At 71.1% G+C, this 25475-nt stretch carries 12 protein-coding genes; 6 read left to right on the top strand and 6 right to left on the bottom strand.

What is annotated here, in order from left to right; translation table 11 throughout:
- Positions 1–2: 2 nt before the first annotated feature.
- Positions 3–1304, bottom strand: coding sequence for a bifunctional 3-oxoadipate enol-lactonase/4-carboxymuconolactone decarboxylase PcaDC (gene pcaDC / locus ACWGKJ_RS13345; protein WP_385025989.1), 1302 nt, complete (start codon positions 1302–1304; stop codon positions 3–5).
- Between the two features lie 441 nt (positions 1305–1745).
- Between pcaDC and ACWGKJ_RS13340 the strand changes: the two genes are divergently transcribed.
- Positions 1746–2651, top strand: a complete 906-nt coding sequence (locus tag ACWGKJ_RS13340) for an ABC transporter ATP-binding protein (RefSeq protein WP_385025992.1) — start codon at positions 1746–1748, stop codon at positions 2649–2651.
- A gap of 244 nt (positions 2652–2895) precedes the next feature.
- Here the strand turns inward: ACWGKJ_RS13340 and ACWGKJ_RS13335 are convergent, their stop codons facing one another.
- Both ACWGKJ_RS13335 and ACWGKJ_RS13330 read right to left on the bottom strand, forming a co-directional pair.
- Positions 2896–3813, bottom strand: coding sequence for a transcriptional regulator (locus ACWGKJ_RS13335; protein WP_385025995.1), 918 nt, complete (start codon positions 3811–3813; stop codon positions 2896–2898).
- Between the two features lie 1008 nt (positions 3814–4821).
- Positions 4822–5145, bottom strand: coding sequence for a hypothetical protein (locus ACWGKJ_RS13330; RefSeq protein WP_385026002.1), 324 nt, complete (start codon positions 5143–5145; stop codon positions 4822–4824).
- Between the two features lie 264 nt (positions 5146–5409).
- Here ACWGKJ_RS13330 and ACWGKJ_RS13325 point away from each other — a divergent pair, with 264 nt between their 5' ends.
- Entirely contained in the window at positions 5410–6177 is a 768-nt protein-coding gene (locus ACWGKJ_RS13325; protein ID WP_385026005.1) for a thioesterase II family protein, read from the top strand.
- A 271-nt stretch (positions 6178–6448) separates the two neighbouring features.
- On the opposite strand, the gene ACWGKJ_RS13320 is transcribed toward ACWGKJ_RS13325, so the two are convergent.
- Positions 6449–6916, bottom strand: coding sequence for a hypothetical protein (locus tag ACWGKJ_RS13320; protein ID WP_385026008.1), 468 nt, complete (start codon positions 6914–6916; stop codon positions 6449–6451).
- Between the two features lie 199 nt (positions 6917–7115).
- Between ACWGKJ_RS13320 and ACWGKJ_RS13315 the strand changes: the two genes are divergently transcribed.
- The 4 genes from ACWGKJ_RS13315 (at position 7116) to ACWGKJ_RS13300 (ending at position 10834) form a co-directional block, all read left to right on the top strand.
- A complete protein-coding gene (locus tag ACWGKJ_RS13315) occupies positions 7116–7982 on the top strand; it encodes a metallophosphoesterase family protein (protein ID WP_385026011.1) in 867 nt (288 codons plus the stop codon).
- Positions 7975–8655: a 4'-phosphopantetheinyl transferase family protein gene (locus ACWGKJ_RS13310; RefSeq protein ID WP_385026014.1), complete on the top strand. Its 681-nt coding sequence runs from the start codon at positions 7975–7977 to the stop codon at positions 8653–8655. Before ACWGKJ_RS13315 ends, ACWGKJ_RS13310 begins: the two co-directional genes overlap by 8 nt.
- A gap of 206 nt (positions 8656–8861) precedes the next feature.
- Positions 8862–10187, top strand: a complete 1326-nt coding sequence (locus ACWGKJ_RS13305; RefSeq protein ID WP_385026017.1) for a sensor histidine kinase — start codon at positions 8862–8864, stop codon at positions 10185–10187.
- The gene (locus tag ACWGKJ_RS13300; protein ID WP_385026020.1) at positions 10172–10834 is read left to right on the top strand and encodes a response regulator transcription factor; all 663 of its coding nucleotides are present in this window, start codon (positions 10172–10174) and stop codon (positions 10832–10834) included. Before ACWGKJ_RS13305 ends, ACWGKJ_RS13300 begins: the two co-directional genes overlap by 16 nt.
- Before the next feature lie 80 nt (positions 10835–10914).
- Here ACWGKJ_RS13300 and ACWGKJ_RS13295 read toward each other — a convergent pair whose 3' ends face one another.
- Both ACWGKJ_RS13295 and ACWGKJ_RS13290 read right to left on the bottom strand, forming a co-directional pair.
- A complete protein-coding gene (locus tag ACWGKJ_RS13295) occupies positions 10915–14331 on the bottom strand; it encodes a non-ribosomal peptide synthetase (protein WP_385026022.1) in 3417 nt (1138 codons plus the stop codon).
- Positions 14328–25436, bottom strand: a complete 11109-nt coding sequence (locus ACWGKJ_RS13290; RefSeq protein WP_453315731.1) for a type I polyketide synthase — start codon at positions 25434–25436, stop codon at positions 14328–14330. The genes ACWGKJ_RS13295 and ACWGKJ_RS13290 overlap by 4 nt, the downstream gene beginning before the upstream one ends.
- Positions 25437–25475 lie beyond the last annotated feature (39 nt).

Below are 25475 nucleotides of genomic sequence, written 5' to 3'. Positions count from 1 at the left end.
TGCTACGCCTCGGGAGTGGTCTCCTGCTGAATGACGGTGCGGGCCACTTCGAAGGCCGAGTTCGCGGCGGGAACACCGCAGTAGACGGCGGTCTGGAGCAGTACTTCCTTGATCTCCGCCGGGGTGAGCCCGTTGCGCAGGGCCGCGCGGACATGCGAGGCGAGCTCCTGCGGATGCCCGCCCGCGACCAGCGCCGTCAGGGTCACCACACTGCGGGTGCGGCGGTCGAGCCCGTCCCGGGTCCAGACCTCGCCCCAGGCGTAGCGGGTGATCAGCTCCTGGAAGTCCCCGGTGAACGCGTCGGCCGCGGCCTCCACCCGGTCCACATGGGCGTCGCCCAGCACCTCACGGCGTACCTTCATGCCCGCGTCGTACGGATCGGGGCGCCCGGCGGGCACGGCGTCCGGCTGCAACGCCGCGGGGGCGATCTCGGCGATCGGGGCCACCGGGACGGACAGGCCCGCCGTGTGCGGCGGCACCGGGATCGACGTCGAGGTGGTCGACGTGGTCGAGGTGGCGTTCTCCTGCCACGCGGTGGAGAAGTGCCGTACCAGCAGGTCGGTGACGGCCGCCGGCTGCTCGACCGGTGCCAGATGGGAGGCGGCCGGGACCATCGCGAGCCGGGCGTCCGGTATCCCCGCCACCAGGGTGCGGGCGTCCGCGGGTCCGGTCACCCGGTCCTCGGCGCCGACGACGACCAGCGTGGGCACACCGATCCGGCCGAGTTCGGCGCGGATGTCGAAGGCGGCGAGGGCCTCGCAGGCCGCGATGTAGCAGCCCGGGTCCGTGGTGCGGACCATCTGGACGGCCCACTCCACGATGGCCGGCTGCGCGGTGGCGAAGCCGTGCGTGAACCAGCGCTCGGGCGCGCTGCGCGCCATCGGGTCCAGCCCGTTGGTACGGACGATCACTCCCCGCTGACGGAACTCGTCGGCCGTGCCGAACCGGGGCGATGCCGCGACCAGCGCGAGCGAGGCGACCCGCTCCGGGTGGCGCAGCGCCAGCTCCATACCGATCGCGCCGCCGATGGAGCACCCCGCGTACCCGAACCGCTGCACACCGAGTTCGTCGAGCGTCGCGAGCAGCCGCTCGGCGATCCCGGCGACCGAGGGCACGGGGTGGGCGGGCGCGCCACCGTGTCCGGGCAGGTCGAAGCGGAGGACGCGCCAGGTCCTGGCCAGGTCCGGCGTCTGCCGGTCCCACATGTGCCACGTCGTCCCCAGTGAGGGGCCCAGGATCAGCACAGGGGCGTCCTGGGGGCCGTCAAAGCGGTACTGGAGGGTCTTCGGCGTCGTCTCACTCACCGTCTCACGCTCTCATACCCCACCGCCGCCTTCGTGCCTGCGTCCCCACCGGCGCCGGGGAGTGCCGCACAGACCGAGGGGGCAGGCCACCGGCGCGCGGTCGCGGTGCGCACCTGTCACGGGAATCCTCATTCGCCTCGGGCGTCGTATTCCGGACGTCTTCCCGCCCGGAGCCGGGACGGCGCCGGTCCGTCAACTCGCTTAATATTTCGAACCTTCGGCGATATCCTTTCGCTGATCGAATATCTGAACGCCCAGGACCAGCAATTGAGTGTGGCTGGACCCACTGCATACGGGGCGTAGCGGGATGGCAGACGCGAGCGGACAGACCGTAGGTTTCCCGTGTCGGCCGACGCTGCCCTACCTCAGGCCGACGATATGGACGAGCCGCACGAGCGCCGCCGATGCGGCATTCAATGAGGGCCGCGAAGGGGAAACTTCATGTCCGCAGTGATTGAGGTGCAGCATCTACGCAAGTCCTACGGCGACCTCGTAGCAGTCGATGACGTGTCCTTCACCGTCGAGGAAGGCGAGGTCTTCGGGATTCTCGGCCCGAGCGGCTCGGGGAAGAGCACGATCGTGGAATGCATCAAGGGGCTGCGGAACCGGGACGGCGGCGAGATCAACGTACTCGGACTCGACCCCCGCCGGGACCGGGCCGGGGTGACCCAGGAGCTGGATGCCCAGCTGAGGGCGGGGTGCGCGCCCGAGAGGATGCACCTCGCCGAGGCGCTGTCCCTTTACAGCTCCTTCTACCGTGACCCGGCGGACTGGCGGCGTCTCATGGCCTCGCTGGGCCTGGCCCCCGATGCCGAGCCGAACGACGCGTCCGGCGGGGAGATGGAGCTCTCCGCCGCGCTGTCCGCGATCGGCAATCCGCAGGTGGCCATCTTCGACGAGCTGACCACCGAGCTGGACCCGCAGTCCCGGCAGGACACCTGGGAGCTGATCGAGAGCGTCCGGGCCACCGGGCTCACCATCCTCCTGGTCACCCGGTTCCCCGAGGAGGCCGTGCGGCTGTGCGACCGGATCGCGCTGATAGAACGGGGCCGCATCAAGGTGGACGGCACTCCGGCGGGGCTTGCCGAGCGCATGAGGGCCGAGCAGCGCATCCGGTTCCGCCCGTCGGCTCCGTTCGACGAGACCCGGCTCGGGTACCTCGCCGAGGTCAGCGGGGTGGTGCGGAGGGGTGAGGAGATCGTGGTCACCGGCACCAGCGAGGCGCTCGGCCGGATCGTCTCGCTGCTGGCGGACGAGGGGATCGTGGCCGAGCAGCTGCGGGTGACACAGGCCACGCTGGAGGACGCGTTCGCCGCGCCGGACAACGGGCGGCCGGTCAGCCCGTAGCGTCGGAGTGCTCCCCGCGAAGGGCGGGGTGCTCCGTGCCGGTGGCGGGGTGCTCCCCGGGGAGGCGGGCGTCCGAGTGTGGCGTCTGTGTCGCCGACGTCAGTGCGACAGGCACCGCGCCCGTGCGGAACGCGGAGGGACGGGGCCGCCCGAGCCGTGACGGCGCGGCCGGTCCCGCCCTTTCGTCTTCGTCCGCGTGCTGATGACGGTCAAACCACAGCGATATCAGCCTGGTTAGGCGACTTCAGTCCGAACTCCCGGTTCTGGCACGTCTGTTCAGCTCCTGGGCGAATCCGGCCCAGATCTGCGAGTTGCGCCGGGACAGCTCTATGATCAGCTCGATGCAGTGCGAAGGCACCGAGGCGCAGATGTCGTTCATCTCGTTGGCTCCCAGTACGTTCTCCCGGAACATCCGCAGCAGCCGTCGGCCCAGCTCACTCTGGCGCAACGACGGGTCCCGCATGAGTTTTTCGAGTGTGGCCGCGGTCGGCGGACCAGCTGTCACCGGATCCGGTTCCGCCAGCACGGCCTTGACGGTTCCCGGCTCGGCTCTGCCCCGGCTCCGCTGGCTGGGGACGGGCTGGTCACCGCGCTCCAGGCGTCTGCGCACGTCCAGGGCCGTGGCCGGCGACACCCCTGCCGAACGGGCCACCTGGCGCAGCGAGGCGTCGGGGTTGTCCTTGATCAGCTCCGCCACCCGCAGCCGGCCCTGTGCCCCGTCCAGCGGCCTGACCTTGCCGTCCCGTCCGATGCGGAAGTCCGACTGCGGCACGGAGTCGGATGAACGCCGCAGCTCCGCAACTGTCCTGGCACCCAGCCCGGTCGACTTGGCGATGGCCCGATCGGCCATGTTGGGATGCGACTTGAGGATGCGCAGCGCCGCTGCCATGCGGTCGGCCTGCGACAGGGGAAGACCATGTTCGACGTTTGCCTCGACCCCTTTGAGGAAAGCCTCTTCCGGGCTCCCGTCGAAGAACCTGACATCGATGTCTTTCTGGCCCTTGAGGGAGGCGGCCATCAGACGGTGGATGCCGTCGATGACGCACATGGTCCTTCGGTCGAGCAGTATGGGAGGCAACGGGCCGTCTATCGAGGCCAGTTGGAGAACATGCCCCTTGTCCTCGCCCTGTAAGCGTGGCGAGTCACCGAGCAGGATCTGCATGATCGGAACCGAAACGACTTCCGGCTCGCCATCTCCCCGGTCGGCAACTCTGGCCGCTGTTCCGTCTGTCACTGCGAGACTCACCACTGCTCCCCTGACAACTCCAGCTCGGCATATGCCAGCACAAGCCAACAGACGCCGGTGCACGACTCCTGAGACACACCAAGGTCAGCGGTATGTCTGAAACGTCATCCCAGCCCTCCCCCGATTCCACGGTCACTCACGCCGCGTTCGCCAGGTACATCTGGCACGGGGATGCGTACCCCGGACGCCAATGAGGATGCAGAACCGTCAACTCGACAAACTCTTCGACATTTGCAATCAGGTGCTCGGCGTCAAACGCTCGGTAGGCGCGGATGACGCCGCCAGAAAAGGTCGTGACACTACGATGAACACCGCATGACGGTTTTCGCCGCGGTGCGGCAATAACGTCTGCACGCCCAACCGGACGCCGCGACTCTATCCCGTTCAACCCGCGTAGTGCAGACCTTGAACAAGCACCGGCAGAACCCGAAGCGATTCGGAGCATCCTCCATCCGCCTCACCCCGGCACGCGTCATCGGCCGTCCGCCCGGCTCCCTCTGCGTAACGGGAATCCCTCGCGCACCCACCACCGCCCCGACATGCGCAAACCCCGCCGGCGACCGACGCCGGGCCGTGGGCGCTGGGGCGTTTGCGTATGACTGGATCCAATCGTTCAACTGATTCCGGTGTTCAACCGGGCCCTTACCCGCCCGGGCTCCGCGCAAGTGCGCTCAACCGCGCGTCGCGCATCAGCTGAACAGACGGCCGGGGCGCCGAAGCGGAAGCACACGGCCGGGGCCGACGATCTCCGGGACACAAAAACGCAGCGAAGCCCGGATCGGGCCGATTTAGGAACTTCGACCTGAAAACCAGAGCTTCGCTGCATTCGGGGCTGTTGCTTCAGTGGCTGGTCTGCGCCCCACGGCCTGGACGGCAACTCGATGCCCACAGCCGCCTCTTGAGTCCGCGGCTTTTGCGATTCCGTTACTTGCCGACAGCCTCCTTGACCACCTCGCCGACCACCACGTCCCCGCCGTCGCCGGTGGGGGTCTGCGGAACGGCCGGCACGGTGAGTCCGGGCACGGTGAGGTCCGGGACCTTTTTCACCGTCTCCAGGGCGGATTCGATCGCCTCGGTCAGCGAGGGCGAAACCGTGTCGTCGAAGTCCACCTTTGTCACGGCGACATCGGCGTCAGTAGGAAGCGCGTCGGTCGCGAAAGTCGCGCCGGAGAAACCCGACTCCTTCAGGAATACCCCCTCCTCGTCCGTGATCTCACGACTCAGGACCAGGGAGAATTTGTGCCCCATATGGATAACCTTTCAATGAAGCCACGTAATTCGGAACGGTAACCGGGGTCATCGGGACGACACAACGGACGGCCACGTTCCCTCCTTTATACAAATACCATCAGGGAACGTTCGACCTCACCGTTCAACCATGCGGCCCGCCTCTTGTTCGGGTAACTTCGGCGACGGATGCATGAACGTGAGCGGATACCTTGCAGGGTTTCCGGCAACTGGATACGTTCTGCTCCTGCTTGACGATTCAGTGTGACTACCTTCAGGAGCGGCATGTCCCACCCTTCGCCCGGAGACGAACTGTGGTGCAGGCGTTTTCACCCTGCCCAGAAGCCGGCCGCCCGGCTGGTGTGCCTTCCGCACGCGGGTGGGTCGGCGCCTTTCTTTCTGCCGGTGGCGGCAGCGCTGAGTCCGGACGTCGATGTCGTCGCGATCCAGTACCCCGGTCGGCAGGACCGCCGGGCGGAGGCGCCCATCGACGACCTGCCGGTGCTCGTCGACCGCATCTACGAGGTGCTGCGACGCCAGCCCGAACTCCCGCTGACTCTCTTCGGCCACAGCATGGGCGCCGTCATCGGCTTCGAACTCGCCCGCCGCTTCGAGGCCGACGGACAGCGTCCGGTGCGGCTGCTGGCCTCCGGCAGGCGCGCGCCCGGCACGCACCGGGAGGAGACCACCTTCGACAGCGATGAAGCGATCATGGCGGAGGTCCGCAAGCTGAGCGGCACCGCTGCCTCCCTGCTGGACGACGAGGAGATGATGCGGGCCGCGCTGCCCGCGCTCCGCGCCGACTACCGGGCGATCGAGGCGTACCGGTGCGGGCCCGACGTCGCCGTGGACACGCCGATCACCGTGCTGACCGGGGACAGCGACCCCAAGACCACGCTGGACGAGGCGAAGGCCTGGGACCGGCACACCGGGGGCGGCTGCGATCTGCGGGTGTTCACCGGCGGGCACTTCTTCATCAGCGACCGCAGTGCAGAGGTCATGCGGGTCATCGAGGACCACTTCCGGCAGGAAGGCATACGCAGCGCCGGCTGACCGGCTACCCGCAGCGCGGCGCCGGCCGCCCGGTGACGCACTCCGCCGCACCGAAGGCCCCTCAACAACCGTCGCTCAGCGGGTTGTCGAGGGGCCTTCGTGGTGCGCGGTCCGTCGCCGCGACTACGGGCAAGGCCGGGTGCTACGGGGGATGCACCCGGCCTTGGTCTGGGTGCGGACGTACTGCCGTCCGCGTGCCCGTTCGGGCCTCGGCCTGTCCTCGGCCGGCCGCCCCGGCAGTACCACCGCCGGATCCTCGGCGGACGGCCCGTCAGGCGGTCTTCTGCTGCTTCTTCTTCTTGGCGGGCTTCGGGAAGAGGACGCTCACCGTGGACGCGCGGATGATGACCGCCGCCCCGACCAGCGCCAGGGCCGACAGGCCCTGGATCACGGCGTACCAGACCGGGCAGAGGCCGGGGATCAGGTCGACGACGACGATCGCGATCGGCAGGATCACGGTCACCGTGGCCAGGCGGTCGTAGTTCCGCGCGTCTCCCTGAGCGGAGCGGGTGGCCAGCCGGTAGAGCAGCGGGGCGACGATAAGCAGGATGGCGGCCCGGACCCACATGAACGAGCTGGTGTCGTGGCCGGTGATCGCCAGCCCGGCGACCGTCCCCAGGCAGACGAGGCTGATCACGCCGTAGAGGGCGATGTACTTCTTCGCGTTGTTGAAGGCTTCCTGGACCCGGGGGTCTTCGACGTTCGCCGGGGCTGCCGTGGTACCGCTGATGTCCGCCATGTCTTCTCCTCCGTCTGAGCGTGGCACCGACGTTACGGAGCGGACGACGGGAGCGGTATGGGTCTGGACATACGTGTGGGTGGGGCCAGACCCACGCCCGGGCCGGTGCCAGGCGACCGTCCGAGTTGTTCAACTGCCCTTGTCCGCGTGCGCCCGCATGTGCTCTGGTTGTCCTCTACCGGACGAGGAGTGGCGAGACGTGACATCGGCGACCGGCGGTGGCGGACAACTGCTGGCCATCAGCGACCTTCACATCGGCTACCAGGAGAACCGCGCTCTCCTGGAGAGTATGCAGCCCGGATCCGAGAACGACTGGCTGCTGGTCGCCGGGGACGTGGCCGAGCTCGTGGACGACATCCGCTGGGCCCTCAAGACGCTCGCGAGCCGGTTCCGCAAGGTCGTCTGGGCGCCGGGCAACCACGAGCTGTGGACCCATCCACAGGACACCCTCGACCTGCGCGGCACCGCGCGCTACGCGCATCTGGTCGAGATGTGCCGGGAGTTGGGCGTGGTCACCCCCGAGGACCCCTACCCCGTCTGGGAGGGCCCGGGCGGTCCGGTGGCGGTGGCTCCGCTGTTCCTGCTCTACGACTACAGCTTCCTGCCGCCGGGCCACACCACCAAGGAGCAGGGGCTGGCCTACGCGCACAGCACCGGCGTGGTGTGCACGGACGAGTACCTGCTGCACCCCGACCCCTATCCGAGCCGTGAGGCGTGGTGCCGGGCCAGGGTCGCCGAGACCGAGCGCCGGCTCGCCACGGAGATACCCGACGATCTGCCCACCGTCCTTCTCAACCACTACCCGCTCGACCGGCACCCGATGAACGTGCTGTGGTATCCGGAGCTGGCCATGTGGTGCGGGACCGGGCTGACCGCCGACTGGCACCGCCGGTTCCGGGTGGCCGCCATGGTCTACGGACACCTGCACATCCCGCGGACCACCCACCACGAGGGCGTCCGCTTCGAGGAGGTCTCGGTGGGCTACCCCCGCGAATGGCGCAAGCGTTCCGGCGGCCCCCGGGGACCGCACCGCATCCTGCCGGTGGAGGAGGGTTCCGGTGCTTGAGGAGGTGCTCCCCGATTCGGTGGTGGTCGTGGAAGCCCTCAGCGACGACGAGGCCGGCCAGTTCCCGCTCTACCCGGAGGAAGCGGCGCTCGTCGCGAAGGCGGTGGACAAGCGCCGCCACGAGTTCACCACCGTACGCACCTGCGCCCGACGCGCCATGGAGAAGCTGGGCGTGCCACCGCAGCCGGTGCTGACCGGCGAGCGGGGTGCCCCGCGCTGGCCGGAGGGCCTGCGGGGCAGCATGACGCACTGCGACGGCTACCGGGCCGCCGCCCTGGTCCGCTCCGCCGACCTGGCCTCCCTGGGGATCGACGCGGAACCGCACGCCCCGCTCCCCCACGGAGTGCTGGACACCGTCTCCCTGCCCGCCGAGCGGGAGCGACTGGCCGGGCTGGCGGCCCGGCGCCCCGGCGTCCACTGGGACCGGCTGCTGTTCAGCGCGAAGGAGTCGGTCTACAAGGCGTGGTTCCCGCTGACCGGCAAGTGGCTGGGCTTCGAGGAGGCGGACATCCACGTGTGGGACGCCACGGGCGGAGCGACGCAGGGCCGTTTCCGCGCCGATCTGCTCGTTCAGGGGCCGCTGGTGGGCAGCGGGCGGCCGCAGCACTTCGAGGGACGGTGGCTCGTGGGCCAGGGCCTGGTCGCCACCGCGGTGACGGTCCCGCATCCCTGATTCCCGCGCGCCCGGTCGTCCGCGCGCCCGGTCCCCGTACCCGGGCCGGTGCCTTGCGGCGGCGCGCCCGGAGTGGGGTTAGGCCCACGGGCGACGGGGGCGTAGCAGGATACCGGGCGCGGTCCGGTCTCTGTACCTTCGGCGGTATCGGTCAGGAGCTGGCTCCCGGCTGACACAATGATCGCCGTGGGGAAAGGAACGAGCGGATGAGGATACCTCCGGGAGGCGGTCCGCTGCGCTGGTGCGCCGAGTCCGGGCTCGGGCTGTACCGGTCCGCGGTGCTGGTGGTACTCACCTGTGTGATGCCGGTGATCGCCGTGCCCGTCGGGCTCGGCGGCTCCGAGCTGGCCTACTCCTGGACCGCCGGGCTGGAGAAACCCCTGGCCGTCAGCGTGCTGGCGACGTTCGGGGAGACCCTGGTGGTGATCCTCTGGGTTGTCGTCGCACTGTGGATCGTGCACCCGCTGACCAGCCGGGTGCTCGCCAGGGCCGCGCGCCGGTGCGCGGCGGACTGGCTGGAGCTGCGCCCCGAGGTGACCTACCGCACCGTGCCGCCGGTGACGCGCATGGCCACCGGGTTCTGGTGGGACGGCCACGAGTACCACAAGACCGAGCGGGAGGCCCGCCGCCGTGCCAAGGTGCACGCCCGGTTCCACGACCCTCAGCTGCACTGGGACGGCCTGTGGGCGGTGGTCGCGTCGGTCACCGTGCTGCCTGTCTCGGCGCTGCCACTGGTCGCCCTCGCCTTCGGCATCTCCATGGTGCTGACCCCGGCCCTCGTCGGGTACGGCATCGCCGTGATCGCGGCGAGTCTGATCGGCGCTCCCTTCGCATGGCGGATCCTCCGCCCGGTCGGGGCCCGGTTCCTCGGCCCGGTTCCCAGTACCCGTCAGGGCCGCCGTGTGGAGGAGCTGGAGGCCATCCGCGCAGACCTGACACAGACTCAGGCCGCGGAGCTGGAACGTATCGAGCGCGGTCTGCACGACGGGGCGCAGGCGCGGCTGGTCGCGATGGGCATGTCGATGGGCGCCGCCGAGCAGCTCGTCGACACCAAGCCCGAGACCGCGAAGGCGATCCTCGCCGAGGCCCGCGCGACCTCCGCCACCGCACTCGACGAACTGCGCACCCTGGTACGGGGGATCAACCCCCCGGTGCTCGCCGAACGCGGACTGGTCGACGCCGTCCAGGCCCTCGCACTCGACTCGTCGGTGGCCGTCGACGTGCGCGCCCAGGTGCCCTGCCGGCCGGAGCGGCCCCTGGAGTCGGCCGTCTACTTCGCCGTCGCCGAGCTGCTGGCGAACGTGGCCAAGCACGCAGGGGCGGAGCGTGTGACGGTGGAACTCAGCTATGCCACACGGACGCTCACCGCGACCGTGAAGGACGACGGGGTCGGCGGGGCCGATGCCTCGTGCGGCTCCGGACTCAGCGGCATCCAGCGCCGCATGAACTCGTTCGGCGGGCGTCTGGAGATCGACAGCCCGGCCGGAGGCCCTACTCGTATCACTGTGGCGGTGCCGTGCGAATTGTCGTAGCCGAAGACCTCTTCCTGCTCCGGAACGGGATGGTGCATCTCGTCGAGGCGTACGGGCACACCGTGGTCGCCGCCGTCGACTCCGGGCCCGCCACGCTGGAGGCGCTGCTCGAACACCGGCCGGATGTGGCGATCGTGGACGTCCGGCTGCCGCCCACCTTCTCCGACGAGGGGCTGCAGGCGGCGCTCGCCGCGCGCCGGGCCGTGCCAGGACTGCCGGTGCTGATCCTCTCGCAGCACGTCGAGCAGTTGTACGCACGGGAGCTGCTGGCCGACGGGCACGGCGGTATCGGCTACCAGCTCAAGGACCGGGTGCTGGACGCCGACCAGTTCCTGGACGCGCTCAGCCGGGTGGCGAGCGGCGGCACCGCCCTGGACCCCACGGTCGTCTCCAAGCTGCTGGCCCGGCCGACCCGGGCCGATCCGCTTGCGACGCTCACCGAGCGGGAGCGCTCGGCGCTGGCGCTGATGGCCGAGGGGCTGTCCAACGCGGCCATCGCGGGGCGGCTGTTCCTCAGCGAGGGCGCCATCAGCAAGTACACGACCACGATATTCGCCAAGCTCGGTCTCAGCACCGACGACGACACCAACCGCAGGGTTCGTGCCGTCCTCGCCTACCTCGACGCCGAGAACCGCAGCGAGCGGTGACCCCGGCGGTGCCGTCGCCCGCCGGGCGGAGGTGTGGGTGAACGGCCGGTGACCCGGCCGTTCGCACAGAGCGCGGGACCTCAGCCCGCAGCTGTTCCCGCTTCGGCTTCCTGTTCTGCTTCCCTGACCCGGGCGGACAGCTCCCGGGGGGTGGGCCGCTCGAAGACCTCGGAGAGGCTGAGCGAGTGGCCACTGATGTTCTGGAACTCCTGAAGTGCCACGGCGGCCAGCATGGAGTTCCCGCCGCCGGCGAAGAAGTCGGTGTCGGCGTCGGCGTCCTCGCGCCGCAGGATGTTCCGCCACACCGTCACCAGCTGGGCGGTCAGCGTGTCCGGTGGCCCGTCTCCCGGCAGGCCTGGTGCGTTCCGGCCGCCGGGACCTGACGGGTCCTCGGCCGCGCGGCTCGTGCGGCGGGCGGTGACGATCCGCTCCAGCTCCCGGTGGTCCACCTTGCCGCTGCCGTTGACCGGCAGGGAATCGACCGTGACGAGGTCACCGGGGAGCATCGACCGGGACAGCCGCGCGCGTGCGTACTCGCGGACGCTCGCGGTGTCGACCGTACCGTCGGCCGGCGCCAGACAGCCGATGAGCACACCGTCGCCGCTCGGGTCGCCGACCAGGATCACCGCGGCGGCGCCGACCTGGGGGTGCGTGAGGAGGGTCGCCTCGATCTCGCCCAACTCGATTCGGTTGCCGCGGAGTTTGACCTGCCGGTCGCTCCGGCCGAAGAGGTCGATCAGACCGTCCGTACGCCAGCAGGCGACATCGCCCGTGCGGTAGAAGCGGCCGTGCTCGGGGTGGATGCCGAAGCGCTCCGCGTCCAGCTCCGGCCGGCCGTGGTAGCCCAGCGCGACACCCGTACCGGAGATGCACAGCTCCCCGCGGACACCCACCGGCAGGTCACGGCCGTACGAATCGACCACGTGGGTACGGGTGTTGAGGATCGGCCGCCCCACGTCGAGCCGGGCGCCCGGGTCCTCCGCGATCACGCGGGAGGTGGACCAGATGGTCGTCTCGGTGGGGCCGTAGACGTGGTGCAGCTCGCAGCCGGCCGCCAGCAGCTGCCGGGCCAGCGCCAGCGGCACCGGCTCACCCCCGACCAGGACGCTGCGGCCGCGCAGACACTCCGCCGCCCGGTCGATGACCAGCCGCCAGGTCGTCGGCGTCGCCTGGACGAACCGCGCGTCGTACCGGTCCAGCAGCGCGCGCAGCACCCGGCCGTCGCTCCTGGCCGGGTCCGGGGCGGCCACCACCCGGCCGCCGGAGATCAGCGGCACGAACAGCTCAAGCCCGGAGATGTCGAAGGCGAACGTCGTCGTCCACAGCATGGTGTCGCCGGGTGACGCGGCCAGCTGCGCGACGAAGTGCACGGCCAGATTGACCAGGGCCGCGTGGCCGACCAGGGTTCCCTTCGGGCGCCCGGTCGATCCCGAGGTGTACATCAGGTAGGCGCAGGCGGCCGGGTCGACCGGTGCGGCGGGGGCGTCGGCGGCCGGTTGCGGCGGGGCCTCGCAGACCGGTGGCGCGAGCAGTACGGCGGGGCCGTCCTGGCCGCCGATGGCGGCCGTCTCCTCATTCGCCACCAGCACCTTCGCGCCCGAGTCGGAGAGCTGATAGCGGAGCCGGTCCTCGGGGTGGGCGGCGTCCAGCGGCATGTACGCCGCGCCCCCCAGCCAGGTCCCCAGCACCGCAGCCACCAGTTCGGCCCCGCGCGGCAGGGCGATCGCCACGACGTCCCCGGGCCCCAGGCCCGCCTCCCGGACGCAAGCGCCCATGGCGTGTGCGGCGTTCCACAACTGCCGGTAGCTGACGGCGTGTTCCCCGTCCACGACGGCGACCGCCGCGGGTGTCCGCCGCACCTGCTGCTCGACGGCCGCCAGGACCGTGGCGGGGTCGACGGGGCCGGCCGTGTCGTTGGCCGCGCCGATGATCTCGTGGTCCCGCCCGCTCCACCAGCGCACGTCCCCGACTGCCCGGTCCGGGTCTGCCAGGAACGAGGCCAGCACCGCTTCGTAGCGGGCCAGCAGCAGTTCGGCCTGGGCCGCGTCGAAGAGTTCGGTGCGGTAGCACAGGCGCAGCGCGACGGCGCCGTCCGTACCCCGGCCCTGAATGGCCGTCAGTTGGAGATCGAACCGTGCGGCGCCGCTCGTCGTGTCGAAGGGCGTGGCGTCGAGGCCGCCGAGGGAGAAGGTCGGCGGGCCGCCGGGTGTGCGGTACTCGAAGGCGTGCCGGAAGGGCAGCGAGCGACGCGCGGAGCCCCCTGCGGGCATCAGTGCGGGGTGCGCGTCCACGGCCACATCGGCGTGCGCCGTACCCGCGGTGAGCCGCTCGGCGCTGCGCAGCACCAGATCGCGAATGCTCTCCTTACGGTCCGTCCGCAGCCGCAGCGGCACATGGCTGGTGTGCCGGCCGATCGCCCCGGCGGCGTACTGCGGCCGGCGATCGACAGGGAAGCCGACCAGCAGGTCGGGACCGGCGCCGTGGGTCTCCAGCAGCACGTAGTAGGCGGCCAGCAGGACCGCGGACTCCGGTACGCCCATGTCCCGCGCGCACCGTTGGAGTGCCTCCGTGGTGCGCGGCGGAAGGGTGCGGTCGAGCCGGTCGGCGGCCAGGGTCGGCCGGTCGGGCTCGGGCGCGGTGCAGGACAGCTCCAGGTCACCGGTGCTCACGCCCGCCAGTTCCGCGCGCCAGAACGCGAGGCTCCCGGCGCTCGCCACCGGTCCGCTCCGGCCGGGCACCGGTTCGCGGTCCGCACCCGGTGCCGCAGCCGTCGCCCGCTCTCCCTCGTCCCGGCCCTCCTGCTCGTACGCGAGGGCCAGTTCGGCCAGGAGCAGCGGCCCCGAGACCTCGTCGAGTACGAGGTGATGCGCTGTCACGCAGACCAGGTCACTGCCCGCGGAACCGCCGGATGACCGGTCCGTAGTCGACGCGCCGCCGGACGACCGGTCCGTACCCGACGCGCCGACTGACGATCCGTGCGTATCAGAGGCAGCACCGGACGACCCGTGCGTACCCGAGGCTTCGCCCGATGATCCCTCCGTACCCGAGGCGCATTCCGTACCCGGGGAGCGGAACAGGCCCACCCGCACCATCGGGCCGCCGTCCAGGGCGAACGGGGCGGCGGCGACCGGTGCGAGGTCCGCCTGGGACGGCTCGCCGGACAGTTGCGCCTCCCTCACCGGGATCGTGAGATCACCGGCGTCGGCCACCCACTTGACCAGCCGGGCGCCCTCGCTGCGGTAGACGGTGCGCAGCGCCTCGTGCCGCCGCACCAGCACGGCCAGCGCCGCGCGGAGCCGCGTCGCGTCCACCCGGCCGTCGACGGCGAACGCCGCGGACAGGTTGTTCACCGGGGTGTCCGGCACCATCGACTCCAGCAGCCACAGCGCCTCTTCCCCGGGGGAGACGGCCGCCTCTCCCCGGGAGGTCCGGTCGCCGGCGGCTCCGGTCCGGCCGGCCCCCTCCGCAGGTATGTGCTCTTCCGCGGAGTTCCTCACGCCGCTCCTCCTCCGGTGCCCGGCTGGATCCCCAGCTCCTTGTCGATGAGGTCGAACATCTCGTCATCCGTGGCCTCGATGATGTCCTCGTCGGAGGACGCGCTGTCCGCCTCCGCTCCGCGGAACTCCTCCATGATGTTCTCGAAGCGGCTCATGATCTCCGCCTTCCTGCCGCCCCGCCGTGCGATCCCGGAGAGCAGCGACTTGAGGCGGTCGAGCTCGCCGAGCACCGGCGCGTAGTCGATCTCCTGCTCGGCGATCCGCACCAGGAGGTAGCCGGCCAGCTCCGCCGGGGTGGGGTAGTCGAACACCACCGCTGCGGGCAGCCGCAGCCCGAGCGCGCCGCTCATCCGGTTGCGGAACTCCACCGCGGTCAGTGAGTCGAAGCCGAGCTGGCGGAAGTAGCGGGCGGACTCGATGGATTCCGGGCCCGGCCGTCCGAGTACGAGGGCAGCCTGCGTCAGGACCAGATTCAGCACCGCGCCCCGGAGCTGCTCGGGCGGGAGCGCCGCCAGCTGGTTCAGCAGGTTCCGGCCGGCGCCCGGGCCGGGCCCGCCGGCGGTGCGCCGGCCGGGACGGACCAGGCCGGCCACCAGGGCCGGTACGGCACTGCCTGCGCTGCGCAGCGCGGGCAGGTCGAGGCGGGTGGTGACCAGCAGCGGCTCCGTCCTGCCGAGGGCGATGTCGAGCAGTGCGAGCCCGTCGGCATCGGACAGCGGACGCAGTCCCTGGCGCGTCATCCGCTGCCGGTCCGCTGCGGTGAGCTGGCCGGCCATGCCGGACTCCCAGGGCCCCCATGCCAGCGACACGGCGGGCAGACCGCGGTGGTGCCGGTGGGCGGCCAGCGCGTCCAGGAAGGTGTTGCCCGCCGCGTAGTTGGCCTGCCCCGGTGTGCCCAGAACACCGGCGACCGAGGAGAAGAGGACGAAGGTGTCCAGGTCGAGGTGGCGGGTCAGCTCGTGCAGATGCCAGGCGGCGTCCGCCTTCGGCCGCATGACCTGCTCGACGCGCTCCGGGGTGAGCGAACCGAGCACGCCGTCGTCCAGCACTCCCGCGGTGTGCACCACCCCGGTCAGCGGCGACGCCACCGGCACCCCGGCAATCACTGCGGCCAGCTGCTTCCGGTCGGCGGCGTCGCACGCCAGCACCTGGACGGAGCTTCCCGACCCGGCCAGTTCGGCGGCGAGTCGGGGCATCCCCGGGGCGTCCGGGCCCCGCCGCGAGGCGAGCAGCAGCCGCCCGGCCCGGCCGGTCCGCGCCAGGTGCCGTGCGACCAGGCCGCCGAGCGCACCCGAGGCACCTGTCACCAGCACCGTGCTGGTGCCGTGGGCGGCGGGCGGGCGGGCGGCGGACAGCGGCGTGGACACGGCCCGCCCGGCCGTTCCGGCCCGCCCGTGCGCCGACTTTTCCCGTACCGGGGTGTCGGGGGCGCCCGGTTCGGCGACCGCCGGTCGCCCGTCCTGGCCGTCCTGCGCCGCCTTCGTATCCCCGGCTGCCCGTGCCAGCCTCGGCACCCGCACCTCGCCGTCCCGCACCGCGAACTGCGGCTCGCCCAGCGCCGTTCCGGCCACCACCAGGGGCCCGGAGCCCGCGAGGTGCTCCACGTCCGCCAGTACGATCCGTTCCGGGTGCTCGGCAGCCGCCGTACGCACCAGACCGGTGACGCCCGCGTACTCCATCCGTACATCCGCGCCGGAGCCGACGTCCACGCTGCGCTCCGTCACCACCACCAGCTGCGCACCGTCCAGCTCATCCACGGACAGCCACTCGTGGACGGCCTCCAGTACCCGCACCGCGGCCTCGCGTGCCGCCTCGGGAACGGAACCGGCTGCGGAATCCGCGGCCGGACCGGTGCCGGGGACGCAGCAGAGCACCACCGCGCCGGGCACCGGTGCGCCCGCCCGCACCGCGCCGCTCATCTCCGCGACATCCACGTATGCCTGTGCACCGGGCACGTCAAGCCCGCCGTCGTCACCGAGCACCGCCCAGCGGCGGTCCGGCTCTCCTGAGGCGGCCATCGCGTGCCCCGTGCCCCACTCGACCCGGAAGAGCCCGTCCCGGCCCGCTCCGGTGGCCTGTTCCAGGGCCCCGGGAGCGAGCGGTGCGAGAACCACCGAACTGGCGGAGGCGATCGGCAGGCCCGCAGGGTCGGCCAGCTCCACCGACGTGCCCTCGCCGGATGCCGACGGCGCCACTCGCACCCGCGCCACCGTCGCGCCGGACGCGTACAGCCGCACACGGCTCCAGGCACAGGGCAACCACGGTCCCTCGGCGTCCGTCCGTCGCTGCTGCCCGGCCTGGTCCAGTCCGGCCAGGTGGAGCGCGGCGTCCAGCAGTGCGGGATGCACACCGAATCCGGACACCTCGGTGTCCTCGGCCAGCGCGGCCTCCGCAAACACCTCGTCACCGCGCCGCCAGGCAGCGCGCACGCTCTGGAACACGGGCCCGTACGTGAGTCCGGCAGCCGCCAACTCCTCGTACAGTCCGTCCACATCGACCGGGACGGCGCCCGCCGGTGGCCAGTGCGTACTCCAGGCCGCTGTGTCCGCAGCGGCGTCGTCGGTGCCGGCCGGGGCCACGGTGCCCGAGGCGTGCCGCACCCACTCCCCTTCCGGCAGCCGTGCGAACACCGCGATCTCCCGGTGCCCGGCGGCATCGGCCCTGCCGACGGTCACCTGTACCCGTACGGCGCCGCGCCCGGGGAGCACCAGCGGTGAATCGACGAGCAGTTCTTCGACGCGTTCGCAGCCGACCTCGTCGGCCGCCCGTACGGCCATGTCGACCAGCGCCGAGGCGGGAACCACTGCCCGCTCGGCCACCAGCGACTGGCCCAGCCAGGGCTGCGCGGACAGGGACAGCTGCCCGGTCAGCACCACCTCGCCGGATGCCGGCAGCTCGACGGTCGCGCCCAGCAGCGTATGCCCGGGGGGCTCAAGGCCAAGGTCCTCAGCACGGCTCGCGGACGTCATGTTCAGCCAGTAGCGCTGCCGTTGGAAGGCGTAGGTGGGTAGGCCGATACGGTGTGCACCCGTGCCCGTATAGAGCTTCTCCCAGTCCACTGGTACTCCGCGTACGAACGCCTTCGCCAGCGCGGTCAGCAGCGCCCTGGGCTCATCACGGCCCCGGCGCAACACCGGCAACCACACCTCGGCCGAGGTCTCGCCCTCGGTGCGGGTCTGCGGTCCCATGCCGGAGAGGACACCATCCGGCCCGATTTCAACGAAGGTGCGCACCCCGGTCTCACGCATCGCGTCGACGGCGTCGGCGAACCGGACCGCTTCACGCACATGCCGTACCCAGTAGGAGGGGTCAGTGACCTCGTCCGACACAGAACGACCCGTCAACGCCGACACCATCGCCAACCGCGGCTTCTGATAGGCGACTTCAGCGACCGTCTCGGCGAACTCCTCCAGCATCGGCTCCATCAACGGCGAATGGAACGCATGCGACACCCGCAGACGACGCGTCCGCGCACCAGCCAGCGCCAACACCTCCGCAGCCGCCAACACCTCACCCTCGACACCGGAAAGCACCACCGCACGCGGCCCGTTGACCGCAGCCACATCCACACCCGGACGGGCCACAATCACCTCACGGACCCGCTCCTCGGAAGCCTCCACCGCCACCATCGCCCCGCCAGTGGGCAGGCCCTGCATCAAACGACCACGAGCAGCGACTACTGCGCAGGCATCCTCCAACGACCACACCCCGGCTACGTGAGCAGCGGCCAGCTCACCAATGGAATGCCCCGCCACCACCTGCGGGGCAATACCCCACGACTCCAGCAACCGGAAAAGCGCCACCTCGATCGCGAACAGAGCAGGCTGCGCCCACACCGTCGCATCAACACTCCCCCCACCAGGCCAGGACACCTCACCCTCACCGCGCACCACCGCAGCGAGCGAACCCTCAACATGCCCCGACAGACCCGCACACACCTCATCAAACGCCGCCGCAAACACCGGGAAGGCTTCATACAGCTGCCGGCCCATACCGACACGCTGAGCGCCCTGCCCCGTAAAGACAAAGCCGAGCTTGCCCGCAGCCCCCGCGACTCCGCTCACCAGGCCGGGAAGTTCCCGGCCCTCCGCCAACCCATTCAGCCCGGCCATCAGTTCATCCCGATCCGAGCCGAGGACCACCGCCCGGTGCTCCAGCACCGCACGCGAAGACGCCAACGACCAGCCCACATCCACCGGCCGCACACCCGCATCCCGCTCCACAAACTCCGCGAGCCGGCCGGCCTGCCCCGCCAGACCCGCCACCGAACGACCCGAAACCACCCACGGCACCACCGGCAACACCACACCACCGGCCTCGCTCAGAGGAGCGTCCCAGGAAGCAGCAGACTGCTCAACGGCCGGAGCCTCTTCGATGATCACGTGCGCGTTGGTGCCGGAGAACCCGAAGGACGACACCCCGGCACGACGCGGACGCCCACCCGTCTCGGGCCACGGCACCGGCTCAGTAACCAGCCGCACCGCCCCCGCATCCCAGTCCACATGCGAGGACGGCTCATCGGCGTGCAGGGTCTTCGGTACCTGCCCGTGCTGGAGGGCCAGCACCATCTTGATCATTCCGGCCACGCCCGCAGCGGCCTGCGCGTGGCCGATGTTCGACTTCACCGAACCCAGCCAGAGCGGCCGGTCCTCCGGACGGCCCCGTCCGTAGGTCGCCAGCAGGGCCTGCGCCTCGATCGGGTCGCCCAGCCGTGTTCCCGTGCCGTGGCCCTCCACCACGTCCACACCGTCCGTGCTGACACCTGCACTGGCCAGTGCCGCCCGGATGACGCGCTGCTGAGAGGGGCCGTTGGGTGCGGTGAGGCCGTTGGACGCACCGTCCTGATTGACGGCCGAACCACGCACCACCGCGAGCACCTTGTGACCGTTCCGCCGGGCATCCGAGAGCCGCTCCACGACCAGGACACCGACACCCTCACCCCAGCCGGTACCGTCCGCGCCCTCCGCATACGCCTTGCAGCGACCGTCCGACGCGAGCCCACGCTGCCGCGAGAAGTCGATGAACGTGACCGGGGTGGACATCACGTTGACGCCGCTGACCAGTGCCAGCGTGCTCTCACCTGAACGCAGCGACTGGCTTGCCAGGTGGAGTGCCACCAGCGAGGAGGAGCACGCCGTGTCCACCGTCACCGCCGGGCCCTCAAGACCCAGCGCATAGGCCACCCGGCCCGATGCGACCGACCCGGTGGCGCCGAGGCCGACGTACCCCTCGGCCTCCTCCGGCAGTCCGGTGGCCGAGAGGTAGTCATGGTGGAACATGCCCGTGAACACACCCGTCGCGGTGGCGTGCAGGTCGGTCGGGGCGATCCCGGCGTCCTCCAGCGCCTCCCAGGAGGTCTCAAGCAGCAGCCGCTGCTGCGGGTCCATCACCAGAGCCTCACGCGGGCTGACCCCGAAGAACTCCGCGTCGAACGTAGCCGCGTCGTAGAGGAATCCGCCCTCCCCCACCAGGCTCTTGCCCGCCGCGTCCGGGTCGGGGTCGACCACGTCGGCCGGCCAGCCGCGGTCCAGGGGGAAGGGGCCCACGCCGTCCTCTCCGGCGGCCAGCATCCTCCAGAACTCGGCGGGGGACGAGGCGCCGCCCGGAAAGCGGCACGCCATCCCGACGATCGCCACCGGGTCGTCGTCCCCCGGACGGCCTTCCGCAGCCACACCGGCCGCTCCCGGGCGCGTGGCGTCCGCGGACAGCGCGTTCCCCTCACCGACCAGTTCGGTCAGGGCGAATCCCGCCAGCGCGGCGGGGGTCGGGTAGTCGAACACCGCGGTGGCCGGCAGCCGCAGCCCGGTCGCCTTGCTGAGCCGGTTGCGCAGCTCCACGGCGGTCAGGGAGTCGAAGCCGATGTCGCGGAACGGACGGTCCGCGTCGAGACTGCCGGGCCCGGCCATGCCCAGCACCAGGGCGGCCTGGGTGATGACGAGGTCCTGGAGCAGCGCCTGCCCTTCGGCCCTGCCCAGGCCTGCCAGGCGTGCGGCCAGGACGTTCCGGTCCTCGGCGGCCGGCTGTCCGGCCGTACGGCGGGCGGGCTGCGAACCCGCGCGGCTCCCCCGTACGAGCCCGGAGAGCAGCGGCGGGACTTCGCCGGTACGGTGCAGCGCGGCCGGGTCCAGCTCGGCAGCCACCAGCAGCGACTCGGACCGGCCAACGGCCGCGTCCAGCACCGCGAGCCCGCGCGTGTCGGACAGCGGCCTGAGTCCCTGGCGGGCCATCCGCTGCAGGTCGGCCTCGGCCAGTTCGCCGACCATGCCCTGGTCCCAGGGCCCCCAGGCCAGCGAAACGGCGGGCAGACCCTGCTGGTGGCGGTGCGCGGCCAGGGCGTCGAGGAAGGTGTTGCCCGCCGCGTAGTTGGCCTGTCCGGCGTTACCGACCACGCCCGCGATGGACGAGAACAGTACGAAGGTGTCCAGGCTCAGGCCCAGGTCCCGGGTCAGCTCGTGCAGGTTCCAGGCCGCGTCCACCTTGGGCCGCATGACCCGCTCGACCCGCTCCGGCGTCAGCGATGCGAACAGCCCGTCGTCCAGCACCCCGGCCGCATGCACGACGCCTGTCAGCGGCACATCCCTGAGCACGTCCGCGAGCTGCGCCCGATCGGACACATCACATGCCACGGCGGTGACCTGAACACCCAGCTCCGCGATCCCGGCGCTGAGGGTCTGCATTCCGGGGGCTTCGCCACCGCGGCGTGAGACTAGCAGTAGCCGCTCGGCCTGTCCGCTCCGCGCCAGATGCCGGGCCACCAGACCGCCCAGCACACCGGTGGCACCGGTGATCAGGACCGTACGCGGATGACGCTCCTGGTCGGTGGACGGGGGTGTGGAGGGGGCCGTGGAGCGTACCCGGGCCAGCCTCGGCACGCGCAGCTGTCCGTCCCGGAAGGCGATCTGCGGCTCGCCCAGGCCCAGTCCGGCTCGCAGCCGGTCCGCAACGTCCGCCGTGGACGCGTCGTCCACATCGACGAGCAGGATCCGGCCGGGGTTTTCCGTCTGCGCCACCCGTATCAGGCCCCAGACCGGGGCAGCAGCCAGCTCTATCGGTGTCTCGGGTCCGGCGTCCACCGCACGCTCGGTCACCACCAGCAGCCGCGCACCGGACAGCACATCCGCCGCCAGCCACTGCTGCACCAGCTCCAGTACATCCACCGCGGTCCGATGCGCCGCAGCCGCGAGGGCTCCGGTGCTCACCTCGGGTACGACCCGCACCACGACGGCTTCCGGGACCTCAGCCCCGGCCCCGACCGCCGCCGCCAGCCCGGCCACATCCGGGTAGGCGACCGCACCCGGCAGCTCCGCGCCGACGCCTTCCGCCGTTCCTCTGAGCACGGCCCACCGGCCGGACGGCTCCCGTTGCCCGTCCGGCGCCGAACTCGCGGCCGGGGCAGGCACCCACTCGACCCGGAATAGGGCGTCTTCGGCGGCATGCGCACCAGCTCCGAGTTCCTGAGCCGACACGGTCCGCAGCGCCAGCCTGCCTACCGAGGCGACTATTTCGCAGGTCGCGTCGGCCAGCGTCACCGTCAGCCCATCGCCCGAGGCGGCCGGCGTCACCCGTACCCGCGCCGCCGCCGCGTCCGAGGCGTGCACCATCACGTCGCTCCACGCGAACGGCAACGCCAGACGGTCATCCCCGGTGTGCGCGGCGGCCACGTGCAGGGCGGCATCGAGCAGCGCGGGGTGCAGACCGAACCCGGCCACACTCACGTCTCCCGGCAGGGCGACCTCGGCGAAGAGTTCCGTACCGCGTCGCCAGGCCGCCCGTACGCCCTGGAACACCGGGCCGTAGCCAAGACCACGCTCCGCCAATCCCGGGTAGAAGCTCTCCAGGTCAAGGGCCTCCGCGTCGGCCGGAGGCCACTGCTTGAAGCCGTCGCCACTTCCTTCAGCCGCTGCCCCGGCCGCCGAGAGCACACCCGCCGCATGCCGGGTCCACTCCCCTTCCGGCGAAACATCCTCGTCCTGGGCATGAATGCTGACCGCACGGTGACCGGACTCATCCGGTACCTCCACCGTCACCTGCACCCGCACGCCACCAACCGAGGGCAGTACGAGGGGCGCTTCACTCAGCAGCTCATCAACGCGCGAGCAGCCCACCTCGTCCCCGGCCCGCACCGCCAACTCCACCAACGCAGCACCCGGCACCACCACCCGACCCGCCACCACATGATCCGCAAGCCACGACTGCGAGGACAAGGACAACCGCCCCGTCAACACCACACCACCACCCGCAGACAGCACTACTACAGCGCCCAACAGCGGATGCCCCGGAGATGCCAGACCAAGATCCTCAGCACGGCTGTCACTGGCCGCCTCCAACCAGAAACGCTGCCGCTGGAAGGCATAGGTCGGCAGGTCAACGCGGCGCGCACCGGTACCGGCATAGACGTTCTGCCAGCCCACCGGCACCCCGCGTACGAACGCCTTCGCCAGCGCGGTCAGCAGCGCCCTCGGCTCATCACGGCCCCGGCGCAGCACCGGCAACCACACCTCGGCCGAGGTCTCGCCCTCGGCACGGGACTGCGCCCCCATCCCGGACAGCACACCGTCCGGGCCAAGCTCCAGGAAGGTGCCCACCCCGAGCCCACGCATACTCTGCGCGGCATCGGCGAACCGGACGGCCTCACGCACATGCCGCACCCAATACGACGGATCCATCACCTCATCCGCCACGGGACGACCCGTCAGCGCCGACACCATCGCCAACCGCGGCCGGTGACACTGGACTCCAGCGACCGTCGCGGCGAACTCCTCAAGCATCGGCTCCATCAACGGCGAATGGAACGCATGCGACACCCGCAGACGACGCGTCCGCGCACCAGCCTGTGCCAGCTCCTCCGCCGCCGCCAACACCTCACCCTCGACACCGGAGAGCACCACCGCACGCGGCCCGTTGACCGCAGCCACATCCACACCCGGACGGGCCACAATCACCTCACGCACCCGCTCCTCGGAAGCCTCCACCGCCACCATCGCCCCGCCAGTGGGCAGGCCCTGCATCAAACGACCACGAGCAGCCACCACCGCACAGGCATCCCCCAACGACCACACCCCGGCTACGTGAGCAGCGGCCAGCTCACCAATGGAATGCCCCGCCACCACCTGCGGGGCAATACCCCACGACTCCAGCAACCGGAAAAGCGCCACCTCGATCGCGAACAGAGCAGGCTGCGCCCACACCGTCGCATCAACACTCCCCCCACCAGGCCAGGACACCTCACCCTCACCGCGCACCACCGCAGCGAGCGAACCCTCAACATGCCCCGACAGACCCGCACACACCTCATCAAACGCCCCCGCAAACACCGGGAAGGCTTCATACAGCTGCCGGCCCATACCGACACGCTGAGCGCCCTGCCCCGTAAAGACAAAGCCGAGCTTGCCCGCGCTACCGTCCGCAGCACCGCTCACCACGCCCGGCACCTCACGGCCCTCAGCCAACCCACCCAACCCGGCAGCCAGTTCATCGCGATCCGAGCCGAGGACCACCGCCCGGTGCTCCAGCACCGCACGCGAAGACGCCAACGACCAGCCCACATCCACCGGCCGCACACCCGCATCCCGCTCCACAAACTCCGCGAGCCGGCCGGCCTGCCCCGCCAGACCCGCCACCGAACGACCCGACACCACCCACGGCACCACCGGAAGCACCACACCACCCACACCAGCAGCGGTACCGGCCGCATCAGCGGACTCGTCCTCAAGCTGGGGCGCTTCCTGGGGCTGTTCGATGATGACGTGGGCGTTGGTGCCGGAGAACCCGAAGGACGACACCCCGGCACGACGCGGACGCTCGCCCGTCTCCGGCCACGGCATCGCCTCGGTGACCAGCTGTACCGCGCCCGCGTCCCAGTCCACGTGTGAGGACGGGTTCTCGGCGTGCAGCGTCGCGGGCACCACACCGTGCTGCATCGCGGCGACGACCTTGATGATGCCTGCCACACCCGCGGCGGCCTGCGCATGGCCGATGTTCGACTTCACCGAACCCAGCAGCAGCGGACGGCCATCGGGCCGCTCCTGCCCGTAGGTCGCCAACAGCGCCTGCGCCTCGATCGGGTCGCCCAGCGCCGTCCCGGTGCCGTGCCCCTCGACCACGTCCACATCGGCCGACGCAAGTCCCGCGTCGGCCAACGCCGCCCGGATCACCCGTCGCTGCGACGGACCGTTCGGGGCCGTCAGACCGTTGGACGCACCATCCTGATTGACGGCGCTGCCGCGCACCACCGCCAGCACCTTGTGACCGTTCCGCCGGGCATCCGAGAGCCGCTCCACGACCAGGACGCCGACCCCCTCACCCCACGCGGTGCCGTCCGCGCCCTCGGCGTAGGACTTGCAGCGTCCGTTCAGAGCCACGGCTCGCTGCCGCGAGAAGTCGATGAACGTGTTGGGGGTGGACATCACCTTCACCCCGCCGGCCAGCGCCAGGGTGCTCTCCCCCGACCGCAGCGACTGAGCAGCCAGATGGAGCGCCACCAGCGACGACGAGCACGCCGTATCGATCGTCACCGCCGGGCCCTCAAGCCCCAGTACGTACGCCACGCGCCCGGAGGCGACCGACGCCGTGGCGCCGACGCCGACGTACCCCTCGACCTCCTCCGGCATCGAGTGCGACGGCAGATAGTCGTGGTAGAAGAGCCCGGTGAACACGCCGGTCGAACTGCCCCGCAGATCGGTCGGGTCGATGGCGGCGTTCTCCAGCGCCTCCCAGGAGGTCTCCAGGAGCAGCCGCTGCTGCGGGTCCATCGCAAGGGCCTCACGCGGGCTGATCCCGAAGAACCCGGCGTCGAACTCGGCCGCGTCGTAGAGGAATCCGCCCTCGCCGGAGAGGGTTTTGCCTGCGGCATCCGGGTCGGGGTCCACCAGGTCCTGGGGCCAGCCGCGGTTGTCCGGGAAGGGGCCGATCCCGTCGCCACGCGACTCCACCAGCTGCCACAGCTCGTCCGGCGAGGAAACCCCGCCCGGGAACCGGCAGGCCATCCCGACGATGGCCACGGGTTCCGGCCGGTGTTCCTCCATCTCCCGCAGGCGCTCCCGGGCCTGGGCGAGGTCGGTGGTGACCCGCTTGAGATAGTCGCGAAGCTTCTCTTCGTTCGCCATCCGATTGACGCCTTCCTCACTACGCACGGTGGTACGGCG

The organism is Streptomyces sp. NPDC054757 (genome assembly GCF_053612185.1).
This window is presented reverse-complemented; position numbering and strand designations above follow the sequence as displayed.

Coding starts and splice junctions, on each gene's coding strand:
- ACWGKJ_RS13340 (WP_385025992.1), top strand. CDS start 1,746: ATGTCCGCAGTGATTGAGGTGCAGCATCTACGCAAGTCCTACGGCGAC.
- ACWGKJ_RS13335 (WP_385025995.1), bottom strand. CDS start 3,813: ATGCAGATCCTGCTCGGTGACTCGCCACGCTTACAGGGCGAGGACAAG.
- ACWGKJ_RS13330 (WP_385026002.1), bottom strand. CDS start 5,145: ATGGGGCACAAATTCTCCCTGGTCCTGAGTCGTGAGATCACGGACGAG.
- ACWGKJ_RS13325 (WP_385026005.1), top strand. CDS start 5,410: ATGTCCCACCCTTCGCCCGGAGACGAACTGTGGTGCAGGCGTTTTCAC.
- ACWGKJ_RS13320 (WP_385026008.1), bottom strand. CDS start 6,916: ATGGCGGACATCAGCGGTACCACGGCAGCCCCGGCGAACGTCGAAGAC.
- ACWGKJ_RS13305 (WP_385026017.1), top strand. CDS start 8,862: ATGAGGATACCTCCGGGAGGCGGTCCGCTGCGCTGGTGCGCCGAGTCC.
- ACWGKJ_RS13290 (WP_453315731.1), bottom strand. CDS start 25,436: ATGGCGAACGAAGAGAAGCTTCGCGACTATCTCAAGCGGGTCACCACC.